The sequence below is a fragment of the Saccharopolyspora sp. NPDC050642 genome (genome assembly GCF_040654735.1).
Lineage (GTDB): Bacteria > Actinomycetota > Actinomycetes > Mycobacteriales > Pseudonocardiaceae > Saccharopolyspora > Saccharopolyspora elongata.
Genome location: NZ_JBFAIN010000041.1, coordinates 32,189 through 48,553 on the forward strand (window position 1 = coordinate 32,189; position 16,365 = coordinate 48,553).

The window sequence follows — 16,365 nt, forward strand, 5'->3', positions numbered from 1 at the left end:
ATGTGGACTCCGCGTGAGTGGCTAGGCTGGCGCCGTGGAGAACGCTAGCGTTGTGTCGGTTCAGGTTTCGCGTCCCGACCTGGTCGGGGTGCTGTGCAGTCCGAAATCGCCGGGGCCGCACCCGGCCGTGCTCGTGGTCGGCGGCTCGTCCGGGGCGGTGCCCGAGCTCGCTGCCCGCCTGCTCGCCGAGCAGGGCTTCGCGGCGCTCGCCGTGGCGTACTTCGGCGGGGCGGGGCTGCCGCGGGATCTCGTAGAGATCCCGATGGAGTACTTCACCGGCGCGCTGCGCTGGCTCGCCGGACGCCCCGAGGTCGACGCCGACCGGATCGCCGTGCTCGGCCGCTCGCGTGGCGGAGAGCTCGCGTTGTTGCTGGCAGCGGCCCATCCGGAACTGGTGCGGGCGGTGGTCGCCCACGTGCCCAGCAGCGTGGCGTGGCAGGCCGTGCCGTCGGATCCCCGGGCCATGATGGCCGGTCCGCGGTCGTCGTGGAGCCGGGGCGGCGAGCCTGTCCCGTTCGTGCCCATGCTGCCGCCGAGCGCCGCCGAAATGGCCGAGTTCCAGGGCTTCTTGAGCGGCCGTCCGGTGTCGTTCCGGTCGTCGTTCGAGCGCGCCATGGGGCAGCACGAGGCCGTCGCGGCCGCGAGCATCGAGGTGGAGCGGATCAACGGGGCGGTGCTCGTGCTCAGCGCCGGCCAGGACGCGTTGTGGCCATCTGAGCTGTTCGGTGAGCGGATCATCGCGCGGCTCGACGAGCGCGGACACGCGTTCCCGCACCGGCACCTGTGCTACCCGGACGCCGGTCACCTGCTCGGTGCTCCCGGGACGGCGGCCCGGCCGCGGGGCGCCGGCTTCGGCCGGCTGCTGATGGGCGGCGACCCGGTGGCGGATGAGGCGGCGAGTCGCGACAGCTGGCCGCACGTGCTCGAATTCCTGTCCATCTCCTAAGTACGCCTGCGCCCCGAAAACCGTTGCCTGTTCTCAGAATTCTCTCAGGAAGCCTCCGTGTCAGGTGCGGCGCGGAAGTCTAGCCGAGCGCCGGTTCACCTTCTCTGCTCTTTTCGGCGTAACCTCCCGTTAACATCTGCTGGGCGAAGGTTCTAGCGATTCTCTAGTTATTCGATCCCTACCTGGGATTGTCGGTACGGGACGGGCTCGTAGGCCCGTTGTGCTGGACTTTTTCGTGGCATGCCAACGGATCTCGTGCTAGAACTTGGCACGTCGGCGCCGGGATCCCGGGAATTGCGTTGACAAATCAACTATTCCGTCGACCCGAATGTGGGGTATGGCATGGAAGATCTGAAGTTGGAGCTGGAAAGCCTGCAGGTGGAAAGCCTCGCCTTCGGCGCTGACGCGGACCGCGACCTCCAGTCCCTGGGCATGGGCCACGGGATGACCGAGGTCGGCGCTTCCGCCGGTTGCTGCTGCTGCACCTGCAGCTGCTGCTGCTGCCCGTGTGGCTGATTGGCGCCACCTGCGGAGAGCCGGGAGCTAGCGCCCTGCGCTGATCCCGACTGGCGAGTTCGCTCGTCTTCCGCATAGGCGGGCGCGGGGTTTCGTCGAGCGAAATGCCCGGCGGGCCCCGTGCTCGTCGTGCGTCCGCCGTGATCCCGTTTTCTGCTGCCCTGGATGGACAAGTGAAGCCGAAGCTCAAGAACGACACGCTGTACCTCCCCTCCGCGGAGGGGATCTACTTCGTGAGCAACCACGGAACGTTGACGCTGGACGGCAAGCACATCTACCAGTGGGTGGACAAGCTCGCCCCGTTCCTCACCGGTGCGCACACGCTCGACGAGATCACCGCGAGCCTGTCCGAGGACCGCAAGCGCATGGTTGTCGGGTTGATCGGCGGGCTGGTCCAGAAGGGCTTCATCAAGGACGTCGGCGACGACCGTCCGCACGGGCTCGACGACGGCGTGCTCGCCGCGTACGAGTCCGAGATCGCTTTCATCGATTACTACCGGGACTCGGCCGCGCACCGCTTCCAGCGGTTCCGGGAGAGCAAGGTGCTGCTGGTCGGCGCCGGTCAGACCGCGGTCGCGCTCGCGCAGGCCTGCCTGCACGCCGGGCTGCTCGAAGTGCACGTCGCGATCACCGACGAGGCCGCCACCGACCGGTCGCGCCTCGACACCTACCTGGAACACGCCCGCGAGCGCGATTCGGCGCAGTCGATCGCCGAGCACCGCGCCGGCATCGACGGCTCGGTCGAGGAGTGCAAGGCCGCGCTGGGATCTTTCGACGCCGTCATCCACGTTTCCGACAAGCCGATGCTCGACCGCGCGCGGCGGCTGAACCGGGCCTGCGCCGAGCTCGGCACGCTGTTCATCCAGGCCATTGTGGACGGTGACGAGGCGTGGGTCGGGCCGCTGGTGGCGCCGGGCGACGGCGCGTGCTGGGAATGCGCGCGGCTGCGGGTGCTGGGCAGGCGCGAAGGCGCCGGCGCCGAGTTCGCCGACCGGCCCGACGCGACGCCCAGCGAGTTCCTGGCCGGGCCGACCGCCGCGATCGTGGCCAACCAGCTGTCGTTCGAGGTGTTCAAGCACCGCACCGAGGCCGGGCCGGTGGAGACTGCGGGCGCGCTGGTGCGGCTGGACCTGGAGACCCTGCAGAGCTCGAACCACCCGGTCACCCGGCACCCGCTGTGCACCGCACACGGGGATCCGGAGCCGCGCGGTGAAGCGGAATTCCTGGCCGCAGTGCGCGATCTCGCGGCCGGGCCGGAGATCACCGGCGAAGAGTTCTCGGCCGCCGCGGCCGCCTGCTTCGAGCCGTCGACCGGCCTGCTGGCCAGCCTGGACGAGGGGGACTTCGGGCAGCTGCCGTTGAAGGTGTCGCGCGCCGAGTACGCGAACGTGCTGCTGCTGCCGGACTTCGAGCGGGAGAGCGCGGCGGCCGTCGAGGTGGCCACCGACTTCACCGAAGCCCGCGAGCGCGCCACGCGCCGCGCCTGCGAGCTCTACGCGGCCAGCGCGGTCGACCGGCGCCGGTTGAGCGGTTCGGACGAGCCGCGCACCTGGGGCCTGGATCTGATCAGCGGCGCGGCCCGTTCGCTGCCCGCCGCCGACGTCTTCCCCGCGCTGCGCGGGGTGCTGCCGCACGCGGCAGACCTGCCCGGTCTCGCCTCCGGCTCCACCTGGGCCGAGGCCGTCGGCCGCGGCCTGCTGGCGCTGGCCGGCCGGGTCACCGTCGCGGAAGTCGCCGAGTCGGTGCGCCCGGCCGTCGACCCCGCCGCCGCGCCGCGCACCGAGCGCGCGGAGCGCTACTGGAAGATGCTCGACATCGTCGGCGTCGAGGTCGCGATCCACGACATCACCGGCTCGCTCGGCGTGCCGACCTTCGCGGCCTGCGTCGGACCGGAAACCGTCGGTTGTGCTTCGGGATTCGACATCGGGCGGGCGCTCGAAGAGGTGTTGGAGCAGGCGCTACGGCACCACCAGGCGCAGGCCGGCGAGTGGCCCCGCTACGCGGCCGCCCCGACCGCGCACCTGCCCGAGCTGCCGCTGGAGCTGCGCGGCCCGCAGGCGGCCATCGCCGCCGCAGCGCAGCCGGACGGCTGGCCCGAGGTCCAGGAGCTCCTGCTGAGCCGCCTGGGCGCCGCCGGGCACCGGCCCGTCGCGGTGCCGCTGGACCACGACCCGGCGCTGAACCGGGTGCTGCCCTACATCGTCAACGTCGTGCTCGGAGAAGAGAACTAGTGGCCGAAGACGTGCACAAGGCAACCGGCGCGACCATCCGGGTCGGCATCGCGGGCGAGGGCGCGCTCCACGCGGCGACGTGGCGTGAGGTGTCCCGGCGGTACGCGGTGGTGGACGCCGAGACCGAATCCGAAGTGGACATCGTGCTGCTCGTCGAGGACGGCTGGGACCGGCAGCGGCACCGGAGGTGGAGCGACCGGTCGCGTGCCAGCGGGATTCCGCTGCTGCCGGCGTACGTCACGCCCGGTGCGGCGCTCATCGGCCCGTTCCTGTCCACTCTGGACGAAGGCTGCCTGGAGTGCGTGGAGCAGCGCCGCCTGCGGGCCCGAAACGACGGCACCGACTACGCCAAGGTCCTGGAAGCGCACCCCGAGCGGATGGCGTCGATCGGCGGGCAGTGGCTGACCGGGTTCGCCGTGGACCTGCTCAGCGCGTTGATCGCGCGGGAGGTCGACCGGTTCGCCGCCGAGCCGGCGACGCCGAGCACCCGCGGCAGTCTCATCCGGCTTTCCCTGGACGACCTGCGCACCAGCACGCACCGCTGGCTGCCCGATCCGCTGTGCGACCGGTGCGGCCGGCTGCCGCTGGACACCCGGGAGGGCGCGGAGATCGAGCTGCAGCACCGGCCGAAGGCCTCCGTCGACGGCTACCGGGTCCGTTCCCTGGCGGGCGAGCAGGACCGGCTGCGCGATGTCTACGTCGACTCCGAGGCCGGGCTGCTGCGCGCCGTCTACAAGGAAGGGCGCAGCGTCTTCCCGAGTTCGAGCGCGCCGATGGGGCTGCGGGCCACCACCCGCACCGAGGTCGGCTACGGGCACCAGCTCGACTTCTCCGCCAGCCAGCTGACCGCCATCGCCGAGGGCATCGAGCGCTACGGCGGCATCGAGCCGGGCGGCAAGCGGACGGCGGTCCGCGCGAGCTACCGCGAGCTGGGGCCGGACGCGCTGGACCCCACCACCTTGGGCCTGCACACCGACGAGCTCTACAGCCGGCCGGGCTTCCCGTACCCGCGCTACCACCACGACCTGACCTTCAACTGGGTGTGGGGCTACTCCTTCGCCCGGGAGCGGCCGATCCTGGTGCCGGAGAACTACGCCTACTACGGCACCGTCTACCGCAACACCCGGGACCACCCGTTCGTCTACGAGATCTCCAACGGCTGCGCCCTGGGCGGCTGCCTGGAGGAGGCGATCCTGCACGGCATCCTGGAGGTCGCCGAGCGGGACGCGTTCCTGATGACCTGGTACGCGCAGCTGTCGGTGCCGAGGATCGATCCGCGATCCGCGCCGAACCCCGAGGTGCCGCTGATCATCGAGCACATCGAGAGCTTCTCCGGCTACTCGATCGAGGTCTTCAACATCACCATGGAGCAGGGCGTGCCGTGCTTCTGGGTGCTGGCGGTGGACCGCCGGGGCATGCCCGACATGCCCAAGGTGCTGTGCGCCTCCGGCTCGAACCTGAACCCGGAGAAGGCGCTGATCAGCGCCTTGATGGAGCTGGGGCCGCTGGTGAGCAGGCCGCCGGAGTTCCACCGGCAGAACCGGCCGCGGGTGGAGGAGATGCTGGCCGACCCCTACGCGGTGCTGTCGATGGAGGACCACGCCGCGCTCAACGGCGCGCCGGAGGTCTTCGACCGGTTCGACTTCCTGCTGAACGGCTCGCCGGTCCGGCAGACCTTCGCCGAGGCGTTCAAGGACTACTACCAGAAGCCGAAGAACGCGGACCTGCGCGACGACCTGGCGGAGACGCTGCAGCAGTACGTGCGCACCGGGCTGGACGTCATCGTGGTCGACCAGACCACACCGGAGCACCGGGCGGGCGACTTCGCCTGCGTCAAGGTGATCATCCCCGGCTGCCTGCCGATGACCTTCGGGCACATGCGGCGCCGCGACCGGGGTTTCGAGCGCCTGCACCGGATTCCGCACGAGCTCGGCTACCGGGACCGGCCGCTGACCGACGCCGACATCAACCCGCACCCGCATCCCTTCCCGTGACGCGGGCGCTGGAGGTTCAATGGGCAACTGGGACCTGGACATCGGCGAGCACTACCTGCGCCGCACGGTGCACGAGGCCGAGGAACTCTTCGCGCAGGTGCTCGGCGAGGAGCCGATCGGCGCCGATCCGCTGCCGTTCAAGATCTACCGCGACGTGCCGCGGCACCGGCTTCCCGGCGCGCTTCCGCTGGAGATCGGCGACGCGCGCAGCGCCTTCGCCGATTTCACCGCGCCCGAGCCGGTTCTGCGCGAGCCGGAGCAGCTGCTGTCGGCATTGCTCTACTACGGCTACGGATTCTCCCGCTGGGACGAGGGCCCGGGGGCGGTCTGGCCGTACCACCGGATGGTGCCGTCGGCCCGGTGCTACTTCCCGACCGAGCTCTACCTGTGGATGCCCCGCGCCGGCGAGGTCCCGGCGGGGATCTACCACTACGACACCCTGCACCACGGCCTGGCGCTGATCCGGGAAGGCGACTTCCGCGCCGAGCTGGGCCGGTTGCTGGGCGCGGACGTCGACGACGTGCACAGCGTGCTGCTGCTGTCGTCGCTGTTCTGGAAGAACGCCTTCAAGTACCGCGGCTACTCCTACCGCCTGTGCGCCCAGGAAGCGGGCATGGTGGCCGGGAACCTGCTGATGGTCGCCGGCGCGCTGGGGCTTCGCGGCGAGGTCGGCTTCCAGTTCGCCGACCGGCGCGCCGGGCGGCTGCTCGGCCTGGTGGATTCCGAGGAGCACCTGTTCGCGGCGCTGCCGCTGCGCCGGGACGGATCGACCGCCGAACCGGCGCCGGAGGTTCCGGTCCCGCCGGTTTCGCACCGCTACGTCCGGCCCGAAGGGGACGTGCACCCGCACGATGCGCTGTTCACCTCGATCGCCGAGAACTCCCTGCTGGACGACGCGGCTGAGGGCGCCCGCCAGCTCCCGGTGTCGGCTCCCGGCTGCCGCTGCGACAGCGGCGAGACGCCGACGCTGCCGATGCCGCCTGCGCGGCGCGAACCGATCGGGCTCGGCGCGACGTTGCGGGCGCGCAACTCCGGCAACGTGCTGTTCAACCCGATCACCAAGACGCTGCCGCTGGCGGATCTCTGGGAGATCGTGCGGTACGCGACCGATCCGTACCGCAGCGATCTGCGTGACGGGGTCGCCGAGCCGGGGGTGAGCCTGCACGTCGTGGCGCTGGACGTGGCCGGGCTGGCGAAGGGCGTCTACCGGTTCTGCCGGGAGCACGCGGGCCTGCACCTGGTCGCCGAAGGCGACTTCTCCCGGCCGCTGCAGGGCACCCTGCCGGTGCCGAACCTGAACCTGTGCGCGTCCAACGCGGTCCTGTACCTGGCCGCGGACCACGCCGAGGCCAGCCGCACCTTCGGCAACCGCGCCTACCGGCTGATCAACCTCGAAGCCGGGATCGTCGCGCAGCGGCTCTGCGTGCTCAGCGCCGCCCACGGCCTGTCCGCTCGCGTCCACAATGGATACGACGCGGCCGGTGTCGAGTCGATCCTGCGGCTGGACGAGGCGAAGCTGACCCCGTTCTTCCAGATCGCGATCGCGCACAACCGGCCAGGGGTCCAGCTCGGGCTCCCGGTCGTCTTCTGAGGTGGGACGGGAGCCGATGACATACCGCGTCGAACCGGCCTTCGCGGTGCGCGTCGCCGGAATGCCGCTGGCCTTCCTCCGACGGCTGCGCACCGAGCGCACCGCCGAACTCGTCGAGCAGATCCTCGATGCGGAGCAATGGCTTTCAGAGCACGGCGACGCGCTTTCAGACGCGCTGCACGATGTCGTCGGCCGCACCACCGATACCGGCCTGCGGAGGCGGCTCATCAACCTGCGCCGCGACGTGTACCGAGGCAGGCAACCCCACTCCGGTGTCGACGACGAACTGCTCGCCCAGCTGCCCGCGGAGCTGGCCGAGGCGCTCACCGGCTGGCAGCGCCGCGTCCACGAGCGCGGCGCGCTGATCGCCGCCGCCGAAGCGGAATTGCCCGCGGAAGTGGCGAGGCAGCGGCACGCCGTGCACGAGCTGGCCGCCGACCCGGCCTTCCAGCGCGGCCTGGTGCTGGCCAGCCCGGATCTCTACCTCAGCCTCCGCAAGGCGTCGCCGGACCAGCCGGATCGCAAGCTGGAGCGCAAGCTCGCCAAGTACCTCTCGCGGACAGCGGCCAAGACCAGCCCGTACAGCACGTTCACCGGCTTCGCGGAAGGCCGGTGGATCGACGACGGCCCGCAGCTGCACTACGCGGGCGGCTCGCGCCGCAGCGTCGTCGAGCTGAACGCCTTCACCCAACAGCAGATCCCGCGTGCCCTGGCGGGCTGGCCGGAGATCCGTCCGCGCCTGCCGCTGGCGGTGAACACCAGCGTGGTCGAGGCCGGCGAGGTGCTGCGGTTCCTCGGGCGCAAGGACGGCGAAGCCGTGCTGGAACTGGCGAACACCCCGACGCTGCAACGCTTCCTGCGGGAGATCCGGCACGGCACCGACCGGACCTACCGAGGCGTGGTGAGCGCACTGGCCGGGCTGGACCGGGAAGACCGCAGCGCGCAGATCGCGGGGTTCCTCGACCAGCTCATCGACATCGGCCTGGTCGAGATCGGTTTCGGCATACCGGACAACGAGACCGACCACCTCGGCAGGCTCGCCGCCGAGCTGGCGGGCTTCCCCGGCGACCGCGTCGCCGACGTCCGGGCCACCCTGCTGGAGCTGCGGGACGATCTGGAGACCTACGGGCGGCTCGACGCTCCCGAGAGCCGGTTCGAGCAGTCGGCCGTGGTCACCGACCGGCTCCGGCAGGTCTACGCCCGGCTCGGCTGGGACGACTCGGGCGCGGAGTTCCCGAAGCAGGCGTTCTACGAGGACGTGCTGATCACCGGCGGCGCGGTGACCGGCCGGCTGGAATCCTGGCGCGGGCTGTTCGACCGGCTCGAACTCGTGCGGCGGATTGCCGGGCTGTACGACCGGTTCCTGCCCGGCCGCATCGCCGCCGAGGCGTTCTTCGCCGACCGCTACGGCGCCGGCGCCCAGATCCCGCTCCTGGACTTCTACCGCGACTTCGGCCGGGCGACGGGCAATCCGGCGGACACCGGCAGCCGGGTCAGCGGTGCGGACCTGGCGACCTGCTACGAGCGGGCGTTCCCGGTCCCGCAGATCGGGCTGGAGCGGCTGGATCGGCTGGCCGCCCTGCAGCAGCGGTTGGTCGCCGCAGTGGCTGAAGCGCCGGTCGACGATGCCGGAGTCCGGAACCTCTCGGCGCAGGCCATCGGCGAATTCCTCGACGCGGTACCGGAATTCGTGTCGCCGATCGAATCGGTCGCCTGCTACCTGCAGCCGATCGCCGGGGACCGGCCGCGCGCCGTGCTGAACGAGCTGATGACCGGATTCGGCCGCAGCCAGGCCCGCCTGCTCCGGCTCGGGCAGCGCACCGGCGCCGGGACCTTCGCCCCGCCCGAGGCCGCCACCACGCCCCTGCGGTACGCAGAGATCACCGGGACCGTCGGATCGAACCTCAATCTCAAGCATCCGCTCACCCACTACGAGATCAGCTACCCGGCGAGCACCAGCGACCGGCCGCCGGACCGGCGGCTGGCGCTCAGCGACCTCCTGGTCGTGCACGACCCCGGTGCCGGGGTGCTGCGGCTGGTCTCGAAGGGCCACGGCGTGGAGATCATGCCCGTGCACCTGGGCGTGATGGTCGAGTTCCTGCTGCCGCCCGCGTACCGGTTCCTCATCCAGATGTTCGGCCAGGCCGTGCCGCGCTTCGAATTCATCAAGCAGCTGTCCACCGCCGCCCCGGTGGACGAGGTGGACGGCGTCCGCCGGTACCCGCGCCTGGCACTGGGCGATCTGGTGCTCAACCGCGCGGCGTGGGTGGTGCCCAGCGGGCTGCTGCCCAGGCGCGCCGCCGGCGGCTCGGCGCTGGAGCACCTGATCGAGGTGAACCGCTGGCGGCGCCGCCACCGGATCCCGCAGCAGTGCTTCGTCCGCGCCGTCGCCGGGCACGGCAACGCCTCGCAGCGGTCCCGTGTGGACGGTCTGTTCGACAAGACGCGCAAGCCCGTGTACCTGGACTTCGGCAGCGAACTGTTCGGCCACGTCTTCGAGGAGGTCGCCGCGAGCACCGACCAGCTGCTGGTCTTCGAGGAGATGCTGCCGGGACCGCACGAGCTGGTCCCCGGCGAGGAGGACGGCGCTCGCGCCACGGAGCTGGTGGTCGAGCTGACGCAGGCAGGACGCGATGGCTGAAACGCAGTGGGTCAGCGTGCACATCCACTACCACGATCCGCTGGACGCGGTCGTCACCGGCGCGGTCCGGCCGCTGGTGGCCGAGCTGGGCGGCGGGCTCGACGGGCACTTCTTCGTGCGGCACTGGCAGGCGGGCCCGCACCTGCGGCTGCGGCTGAGACCGCGTTCGCCCGGCGACGCGGACAAGGTCGTCGAACTCCTCGACCGGCGGGTGGGGGAGTTCCTCCGCGACCGCCCGTCCCGCGCGACCGTCACCGAGCAGGACTACCGCGAGGTGGCCGATCCGCTGGTGGGGATCGAGCGGGGCCAGCACGAGGCCGAGCCGCTGCAACCGAACAACACCGTGCGGCACGTGCCCTACGAACCGGAATACGCGCGCTACGGCGGCACTCCCGAGGCCATGGGTGTCGTCGAACGGCACTTCGCCGAGTCCAGCGAGCTGGTGGCCGACCTGCTGGCGCAGGGCCCGACCGGCGACCAGCGCACCGGGCAGGCGCTGGCGATGATGCTGGTCTGCGCGATGACGGCGGCAGGCGGCTCCGACGGCCTGGCCGACTACCTCGGCACCGGTCACCGCGACTGGGGGCGACGGCTGGTGTTCGGCGATCCGGATGCCGCCGAGACCCACTTCGAGGCGAAGTACCAGCGCCAGCGGCCCCGGCTGCTCGGCGTCGTCGAAGGGCTGGTCCGGGCGGTCGAGTCCGGCGCCACCGAGCGCGCCGGAGCCGCGGTGGCGCGGTGGGCCGGCGCGACCACGACCCTGCGCGACGATCTGCGGCTGCTCCGGGAGGGCGGCCGGTTCGCGGTGCAGGAGGTGCTGATGCCGCCGCAGCGGCACCGGGAGGCCGAACTCGCCAGCGTGCTGCTGTTCTGCTCGCACATGCACAACAACCGGCTGGGCGTCACGCTCCCGGAGGAGTCCTACCTGATGTACCTGCTGTGGCGGGCGGTTTCCGAGATCACCGGGAGTGCGAGTTGAACACCGAGCAGTCGGCCGCGAGCGCCCGCAAGTACCTGGCACTGGCCGAGGGCATGCCGATTCCCGAGGAGATCGACTGGGGTGATTCGCCGACCCAGTTCAAGGTCTACCGGGACAAGCCGCGGATCCCGCTGGGCTACCGGACCACCGGGGCGGCGCCCACCGATCGGCTCGGGCAACTCCTGCTGGACTGCTACGGGGTGACCCGTTACCGGTGGACGACGGCCGACGCCCTGCGCCGGTTGATCGGCACCAGGGGAGCGGAGCCCGGCGGTGGCGCGAAGCTCGCCAGGAACGCGTTGCGGCCGGTGCCGTCCGGCGGTTCGCGGTTCCCCGCCGAGCTGTACGTGGTGGCCGGCCCCGGCAGCGGCATTCCACCGGGCGCCTACCACTACGACGCCGCGCACCACTCGCTGGTGACGTTGCGGGACGGCGACTGGACGTCCGAACTGGCCGCCGGCCTCGGCGGCGAGCGCTCGGAGTTGACGTTGCTGACGACCGCGTTCTTCTGGAAGAACGCGTTCAAGTACGGCGACGTGACGTACCGGCTGTGCGGCCTGGACATCGGTGTCCTCATCGGACAGATCCTCGCGGTGGCCGCGCGCGACCGGTCCGAGGCGCGGGTGCGGTACCAGTTCGGCGACGACACCTTGGACGGCCTGCTGCGGCTCGACCCGATGCGGGAAAGCGTCTACGCCGCAATCGCTCTCGGCCCCGTCGAGCGGACCTCGGGCGGATCGCGACCCGTCGAGGGCGCGGAAATCCCGCGCACCGGCTCGGGTTCGGTGGCGGAGCGGGACTGGTCGATCGCGGCCTTGCCGCTGCAAGCCGAGGTGCACCAGGCGTCCAGGCGCACCGCGGAGCGGCCGGCGGCGGGCGCAAAACCGGAGGTCAGCGCCTCGGCCGTGTCCGGCGGGGGAACGGTGGCACTGCCCGGCCTCCGGGTCGACCCGCTCGACGGGTTGCGGGTCCGGCGTTCCTCGATGGGCTACTTCACCCCGTCCGACCTGGGCCAGGACGCGCTGGCGGCGCTGCTCGCGGCGGCGGCCGAGGGCTACCGGAACGATCTCGACGGGCCGTCACCCGCGGTCCGGCACACCGCGCTCCTCTGCGCGGTGAACCGGGTTTCCGGCCTGGAGCCCGGTGTCTACCGCTACCGGCCGGAGCAGGCGGACCTGGAGCTCGTGCGCGCCGCACCCGGAATCGGCGGCGAACTCCAGGAGGCGTTGCTGATCAAGCTCTTCAACCTCACCCACACGAACCTGTGCATCTACCCGGTGGGCGAATACGAGAGCGGCTTCCGCGCGCACGGCGACCGCTGGTACCGGATGCAGAACATGGAAGCCGGAATCCTGACGCAGCGGCTCTACCTGGCCGCGGCGGCGCTCGGACTGCGCTGCCACGCGAGCCTCGGCTACCACGTGCCGCAGACCAACCGCCTGCTCGGAATCGAAGGAACGGGCCTCACCAGCCTGCTCCAGGTGATGATCGGTTCCGGTCGAGCACCAGGAGACTTCTACGAGGCGGGCTGGCACTAGCGTCTCGCCCGCCACCCGTCGGCCGACGGCGATTCCGCGCGAAATCGGCGGTGGTCCCGGGAACGGCGGGGGAATCGCCGCTCCCGGGGACCGAGGTCACCTCCTGGCGCCTGACCTGGCGGGTTCCCGCCCCGGCTGCCGCTTCCGCTGCATCATGCCGTTCATGGCGCGGAAGAAGACCCTCGACAGCGACACCGCGACCTTGTTGCTCTGCAAGCCCTGCTTCTGGTACTGCAGTGCCTTCCGGACGGCGGCGAAGCCGTATTCGAGCATCCCGGCCTCGAAGACCCGGATCGCCTCGGTGGTCGCCGCCTTGCCGTCGCGCGCCGAAACGAGTTGGCGGCACAGCAGATCCGCGTCGCGCAACGCGGTGTTGCCGCCCATGCCGCCGACCGGCGACATGCTGTGCACCGCGTCGCCGAGCAGCGTGACGTTGGTGGTCTCCCACGGCTTGACCGGCACCGATGTCTTGTACGGCACCAGAAGCGCGCTCTCCGGGTCGGATTCGGCGATCAACCTGCGCAGTTGCGGGTGCCAGTCGCCGACGAGCCGTTCGATCAGGCCCTTCAGCTCGGGCCCGTCGAGGGCCTCGATGTTGGCCGGGCACGCGCTGCGTCGGATCACGAAGGCGCTGCCGACGTAGGCGTCGTCGCCGCGCGTCTCGGGAATGTCGTCCATCGCGGCCGTGCGGTCGAAGACCGAGATGGACAGGAAGAACGGCGCCGGCGCCATGATCATGCTCCGCCCGGTGGACAGCGGCGGCTGCAGCCAGGCGCGAACCTCTTCGGTGAGCGGGAGTTTCAGCCCGATGCCGTAGGCGTCGGTGTCCACCCGCTCCACGTGCGGCAGGTACTGCTTGCGCACCGGGGAGTTGACCCCGTCCGCGCCGACCAGGACGTCGCCGGTGGCGGTCGTGCCGTCGGCGAAGTGCACGGTGATCTCGCCGTCCGGGCTGCGCTCGTAGCGCTCGAACTTCTTGTCGTAGTGCAGGACCTCGTCGAGGTCGGCGAGCAGCACCTCGCGCAGGGTCACCCGGTCGATCGCGTGGGAGCGCTCGGTCGGCCCGGAACCCGCGGCGCCGCGGGCGTCCTGCTCCATCACCATCAGTTCTTGCAGATCCTCGGTGAGGAACCGGAAACTGCCAAGGTCCACCGTGCTGCGCACGAACGTCTCCCAGGTCTTCGGCGGCAGGCAGGCGTGCAGCGCCTTCGCCCCGTGCGGGTCGATGTGGATCCGGTAGCCCTCCAGGCGGTCGGTCCGGGTGCGATCCCGTTCGTAGACCGCGACGTCCACCCCGGCCTTGCGCAATCCCTGTGCCAGGCAGAGGCCGCCGATGCCGCCGCCGATGACGAGAACTCTTAACGATGTTTCCGGCATTTCCTGCTGGCCTCCTGGTAGTTCCCGGATTTCCCCGGATTGCGTCGAGCGGACGCGGGTGCCGATCGCGGCAACCCGTTCGGTTGCCCACCGAATGCCTGGCCGGTAGGCTGCGATTGCGCGTGACCGGCTCGGTTCGCGCAATCGGCCGTACAGTCATCGCGGTGCAATGTTTTCGACCGGGTGCCACGGATTTTCGGCGGTTCGGTGCGCTTCGCCCCCAGCTCGATCACGTTCCCCCCGCTGACTGTTTCACATTACCTTCGGGCGGTCCAGGATGCAGATGCGAGAGATAACGACCAAAGCCGGGTACGACCGATGGGCGAGCACGTACGAACGAACGCCGAATCCGGTGGTGTCGCTGGACTCCCGGCACAGCGTCGGATTGCTGGCGCCGAAGCCGGGGGAGCGGATCCTGGACGCGGGTTGCGGAACCGGGCGCAACCTCGGCGCGATGCTCGCCGCGGGCGCGGAGCCGCAGGGCGTCGACTTCTCGGCCGGGATGCTCGACGTGGCCCGGCACAGCCATCCGGGCGTCCCGCTCTTCGAGGGCGACCTGCAGGAGGCGCTGCCGTTCGGCGACGCCGAGTTCGACGCTGTGTTGTGCGCCCTGCTGGGCGAGCACCTGGAGGAGCCGGCGCGGGCGGTCGCCGAATTCCACCGGGTGCTGCGTCCGGGCGGGCGGCTGGTGTTCTCCGTCTTCCACCCCGAGATGGCGGCGACCGGGATGTCGGCGCAGTTCGAGGACGCCGGCGAGGTGTTCAAGATGGTCGCCTATCCGTACACAGTGGACGACTATGCGGGCTGGGTCGCGGGCGCCGGTTTCGCTGACGTCCAGCGGCACGAGCTTTCCGGCGACGAGCAGATGGCCGACGAGGTTCCGTGGGCGTCGTGGCTGGTGGGGCGCCCGCTCGTGCTGGTGCTGACCGCCGCGAAACCGGCCTGAGCGCGCACCGGCGGGATTTTCCGGCGACGCCCGGGCGATTTGCTGGGTATGGTGATCGGTAACGCGGGTTTTCCTGGGGATGAGCGGGAGGGCTTTGGCATGGGAGTTGTGATCTGCTGGGGGATTTCACCGGGTGCGCCCGGCGGCGGCGATGTGCCCCGCCCCGGCCCGGATCTGCACGGCAGACCCTGACGCGAACGGCATCGGCGAATCGGCGCGGCCGCGAGCGGGCGGCCGCGATGCCCGGCGAATCGGCGTCCAGGTGACGCGCTTCGTCGCGGCTTCACCCGGTCTTTCCCGGCACCACGGCTGACCCCGCCCGGGCGGAGGACTGGGGATCTCGGGACGTGCCGCGCGCTGCGGGCGTGATCGGTGCTGCGATCACCCGTCCCGGCTGACAACTTCGTCCAACTCGTAGGCGGATGGTTGCTGGGCATGCCGTTTCTGGAAATCAACGTGCTGGGGCCGGTTTCGGTCCGGCTGTGGAACTGTTCGATCGTGCCGACCGCCGGGAAGCCGCGGCAGGTGTTGGCCCTGCTCGCCCTGCGGTGCGGGCACGCGGTTTCCGCGTCGACGCTGATGTCGGAGATCTGGGGGGATGCGGTGCCGCGCAGCGGCCCGACCACGCTGCAGACGTACGTGTTGCAGCTGCGGCGGCGGATCGAGGGCTCGCTGCCGGCCGGCAGCAAGCGGACGGCCAAGGAGCTGCTCGCGCGCAGCTACAACGGTTACCAGCTCGTGGCGGCATCGCGTTCGTTCGACCTCGCCGAGTTCGACCGGCTGGCCGCGAACGGCAGCGCCGCCCTGGAGAAGCGCGATGCGGAGAGCGCTTCGAGGTACCTGGGTCAGGCGTTGGACCTGTGGCGCGGCCCGGTCCTGGTGGACGTGCCGATGGGCCGGGTCCTCGCGGCCGCCGCCGCGACCATCGAAGAGGCCCGCACCCGCGTGCTGGAGCAGCGGATCGTCGCCGACCTCCACCTGGGCAGGCACGCGGCGCTGATCCCGGAGCTGCGCAAGCTGGTGGCGGCGCACCCGGCGGACGAGAACGCCTGCGCATTGCTGATGATCGCGCTCCACCGGTCGGGCTCGTTGCCCCGGGCGCTGCAGGTGTTCGAGGACCTGAGCCGGGCGCTGGGTGGCGAACCGTCGGCCTGCCTGCGGCGGCTCCGGCAGGAATTGCTCGAGGATCCGGCGAGAATCGAGGTGTCGACGTACTTCCCGGTCGAACGCGGACTCCCGCGGACGATCTGAACGGGTGCTCGTGAGCGCTGGACGCGCCTTTCAGCCGACCGCGCGGACTTCGGCGATCCGGTGTCCAGCGCCGCGCCGAGTTCGGCGGGACCCCTCCACGTTCGTGATCACACGCGGTCACGTATTTGGGTGATCACGAACGCAGGGAGTGCAAGAGCGAGCTCACTCACCAGCGGCGATCCCGTAAACCTGAGACGAACGCCGCCCACTGCTGCCGGGGGAACACCAGCACGGCGCCATCCCGGTCCTTGGTGTCCCGAACCCCGACGATGCCGGGGCCGCTTCCTACCTCAACGCACATTCCGCCCTGCCCGTTGCTGCGACTGGAGGTACGCCAGCTGGCGATGGCATCCAT

General features: G+C 70.9%; 12 protein-coding genes. 10 read left to right on the forward strand and 2 right to left on the reverse strand.

The features are described 5' to 3' along the window. Positions 1–52: 52 nt before the first annotated feature. The 8 genes from AB0H93_RS37110 (at position 53) to AB0H93_RS37145 (ending at position 12,436) form a co-directional block, all read left to right on the forward strand. Entirely contained in the window at positions 53–946 is an 894-nt protein-coding gene (locus AB0H93_RS37110; protein ID WP_358579865.1) for an acyl-CoA thioester hydrolase/BAAT C-terminal domain-containing protein, read from the forward strand. A gap of 342 nt (positions 947–1,288) precedes the next feature. Beyond that, positions 1,289–1,462 carry a thiomuracin/GE37468 family thiazolyl RiPP peptide gene (locus AB0H93_RS37115; RefSeq protein WP_177226737.1) on the forward strand — a complete coding sequence of 58 codons (174 nt, stop codon included), beginning with the start codon at positions 1,289–1,291 and terminating at the stop codon, positions 1,460–1,462. 173 nt (positions 1,463–1,635) lie between these two features. Further along, positions 1,636–3,693, forward strand: coding sequence for a TOMM precursor leader peptide-binding protein (locus tag AB0H93_RS37120; protein ID WP_358579867.1), 2,058 nt, complete (start codon positions 1,636–1,638; stop codon positions 3,691–3,693). Next, a complete protein-coding gene (locus tag AB0H93_RS37125) occupies positions 3,693–5,687 on the forward strand; it encodes a TOMM precursor leader peptide-binding protein (protein WP_358579869.1) in 1,995 nt (664 codons plus the stop codon). Before AB0H93_RS37120 ends, AB0H93_RS37125 begins: the two co-directional genes overlap by 1 nt. A 19-nt stretch (positions 5,688–5,706) precedes the next feature. Continuing rightward, positions 5,707–7,278 carry a SagB family peptide dehydrogenase gene (locus tag AB0H93_RS37130; RefSeq protein ID WP_358579871.1) on the forward strand — a complete coding sequence of 524 codons (1,572 nt, stop codon included), beginning with the start codon at positions 5,707–5,709 and terminating at the stop codon, positions 7,276–7,278. Positions 7,279–7,294: 16 nt separating this feature from the next. Next, positions 7,295–9,919 (forward strand): lantibiotic dehydratase, encoded by a 2,625-nt coding sequence (locus AB0H93_RS37135; protein WP_358579874.1) that lies wholly within the window; start codon positions 7,295–7,297, stop codon positions 9,917–9,919. After that, positions 9,912–10,898: a lantibiotic dehydratase C-terminal domain-containing protein gene (locus tag AB0H93_RS37140; protein ID WP_358579877.1), complete on the forward strand. Its 987-nt coding sequence runs from the start codon at positions 9,912–9,914 to the stop codon at positions 10,896–10,898. The genes AB0H93_RS37135 and AB0H93_RS37140 overlap by 8 nt, the downstream gene beginning before the upstream one ends. Continuing rightward, entirely contained in the window at positions 10,895–12,436 is a 1,542-nt protein-coding gene (locus tag AB0H93_RS37145) for a SagB family peptide dehydrogenase (RefSeq protein WP_358579879.1), read from the forward strand. Before AB0H93_RS37140 ends, AB0H93_RS37145 begins: the two co-directional genes overlap by 4 nt. Positions 12,437–12,532: 96 nt before the next feature. On the opposite strand, the gene AB0H93_RS37150 is transcribed toward AB0H93_RS37145, so the two are convergent. After that, positions 12,533–13,813 (reverse strand): FAD-dependent monooxygenase, encoded by a 1,281-nt coding sequence (locus AB0H93_RS37150; protein ID WP_358579881.1) that lies wholly within the window; start codon positions 13,811–13,813, stop codon positions 12,533–12,535. Between the two features lie 283 nt (positions 13,814–14,096). Here AB0H93_RS37150 and AB0H93_RS37155 point away from each other — a divergent pair, with 283 nt between their 5' ends. Together AB0H93_RS37155 and AB0H93_RS37160 are read left to right on the forward strand one after the other, a co-directional pair. After that, the gene (locus tag AB0H93_RS37155; protein ID WP_358579883.1) at positions 14,097–14,759 is read left to right on the forward strand and encodes a methyltransferase domain-containing protein; all 663 of its coding nucleotides are present in this window, start codon (positions 14,097–14,099) and stop codon (positions 14,757–14,759) included. 435 nt (positions 14,760–15,194) lie between these two features. Further along, complete coding sequence (locus tag AB0H93_RS37160; protein WP_358579885.1) at positions 15,195–16,010, forward strand: AfsR/SARP family transcriptional regulator; 816 nt, start codon at positions 15,195–15,197, stop codon at positions 16,008–16,010. Between the two features lie 166 nt (positions 16,011–16,176). Here AB0H93_RS37160 and AB0H93_RS37165 read toward each other — a convergent pair whose 3' ends face one another. Further along, the gene (locus AB0H93_RS37165) at positions 16,177–16,365 is read right to left on the reverse strand and encodes a DUF397 domain-containing protein (RefSeq protein WP_358579887.1); all 189 of its coding nucleotides are present in this window, start codon (positions 16,363–16,365) and stop codon (positions 16,177–16,179) included.

What these genes read in the sequence shown, in the direction of transcription:
- AB0H93_RS37115 (WP_177226737.1), top strand. Translation starts at nt 1,289, where the DNA reads ATGGAAGATCTGAAGTTGGAGCTGGAAAGCCTGCAGGTGGAAAGCCTC.
- AB0H93_RS37130 (WP_358579871.1), top strand. Translation starts at nt 5,707, where the DNA reads ATGGGCAACTGGGACCTGGACATCGGCGAGCACTACCTGCGCCGCACG.
- AB0H93_RS37135 (WP_358579874.1), top strand. Translation starts at nt 7,295, where the DNA reads ATGACATACCGCGTCGAACCGGCCTTCGCGGTGCGCGTCGCCGGAATG.
- AB0H93_RS37140 (WP_358579877.1), top strand. Translation starts at nt 9,912, where the DNA reads ATGGCTGAAACGCAGTGGGTCAGCGTGCACATCCACTACCACGATCCG.
- AB0H93_RS37150 (WP_358579881.1), bottom strand. Translation starts at nt 13,813, where the DNA reads ATGCCGGAAACATCGTTAAGAGTTCTCGTCATCGGCGGCGGCATCGGC.
- AB0H93_RS37155 (WP_358579883.1), top strand. Translation starts at nt 14,097, where the DNA reads ATGCGAGAGATAACGACCAAAGCCGGGTACGACCGATGGGCGAGCACG.
- AB0H93_RS37160 (WP_358579885.1), top strand. Translation starts at nt 15,195, where the DNA reads ATGCCGTTTCTGGAAATCAACGTGCTGGGGCCGGTTTCGGTCCGGCTG.
- AB0H93_RS37165 (WP_358579887.1), bottom strand. Translation starts at nt 16,365, where the DNA reads ATGGATGCCATCGCCAGCTGGCGTACCTCCAGTCGCAGCAACGGGCAG.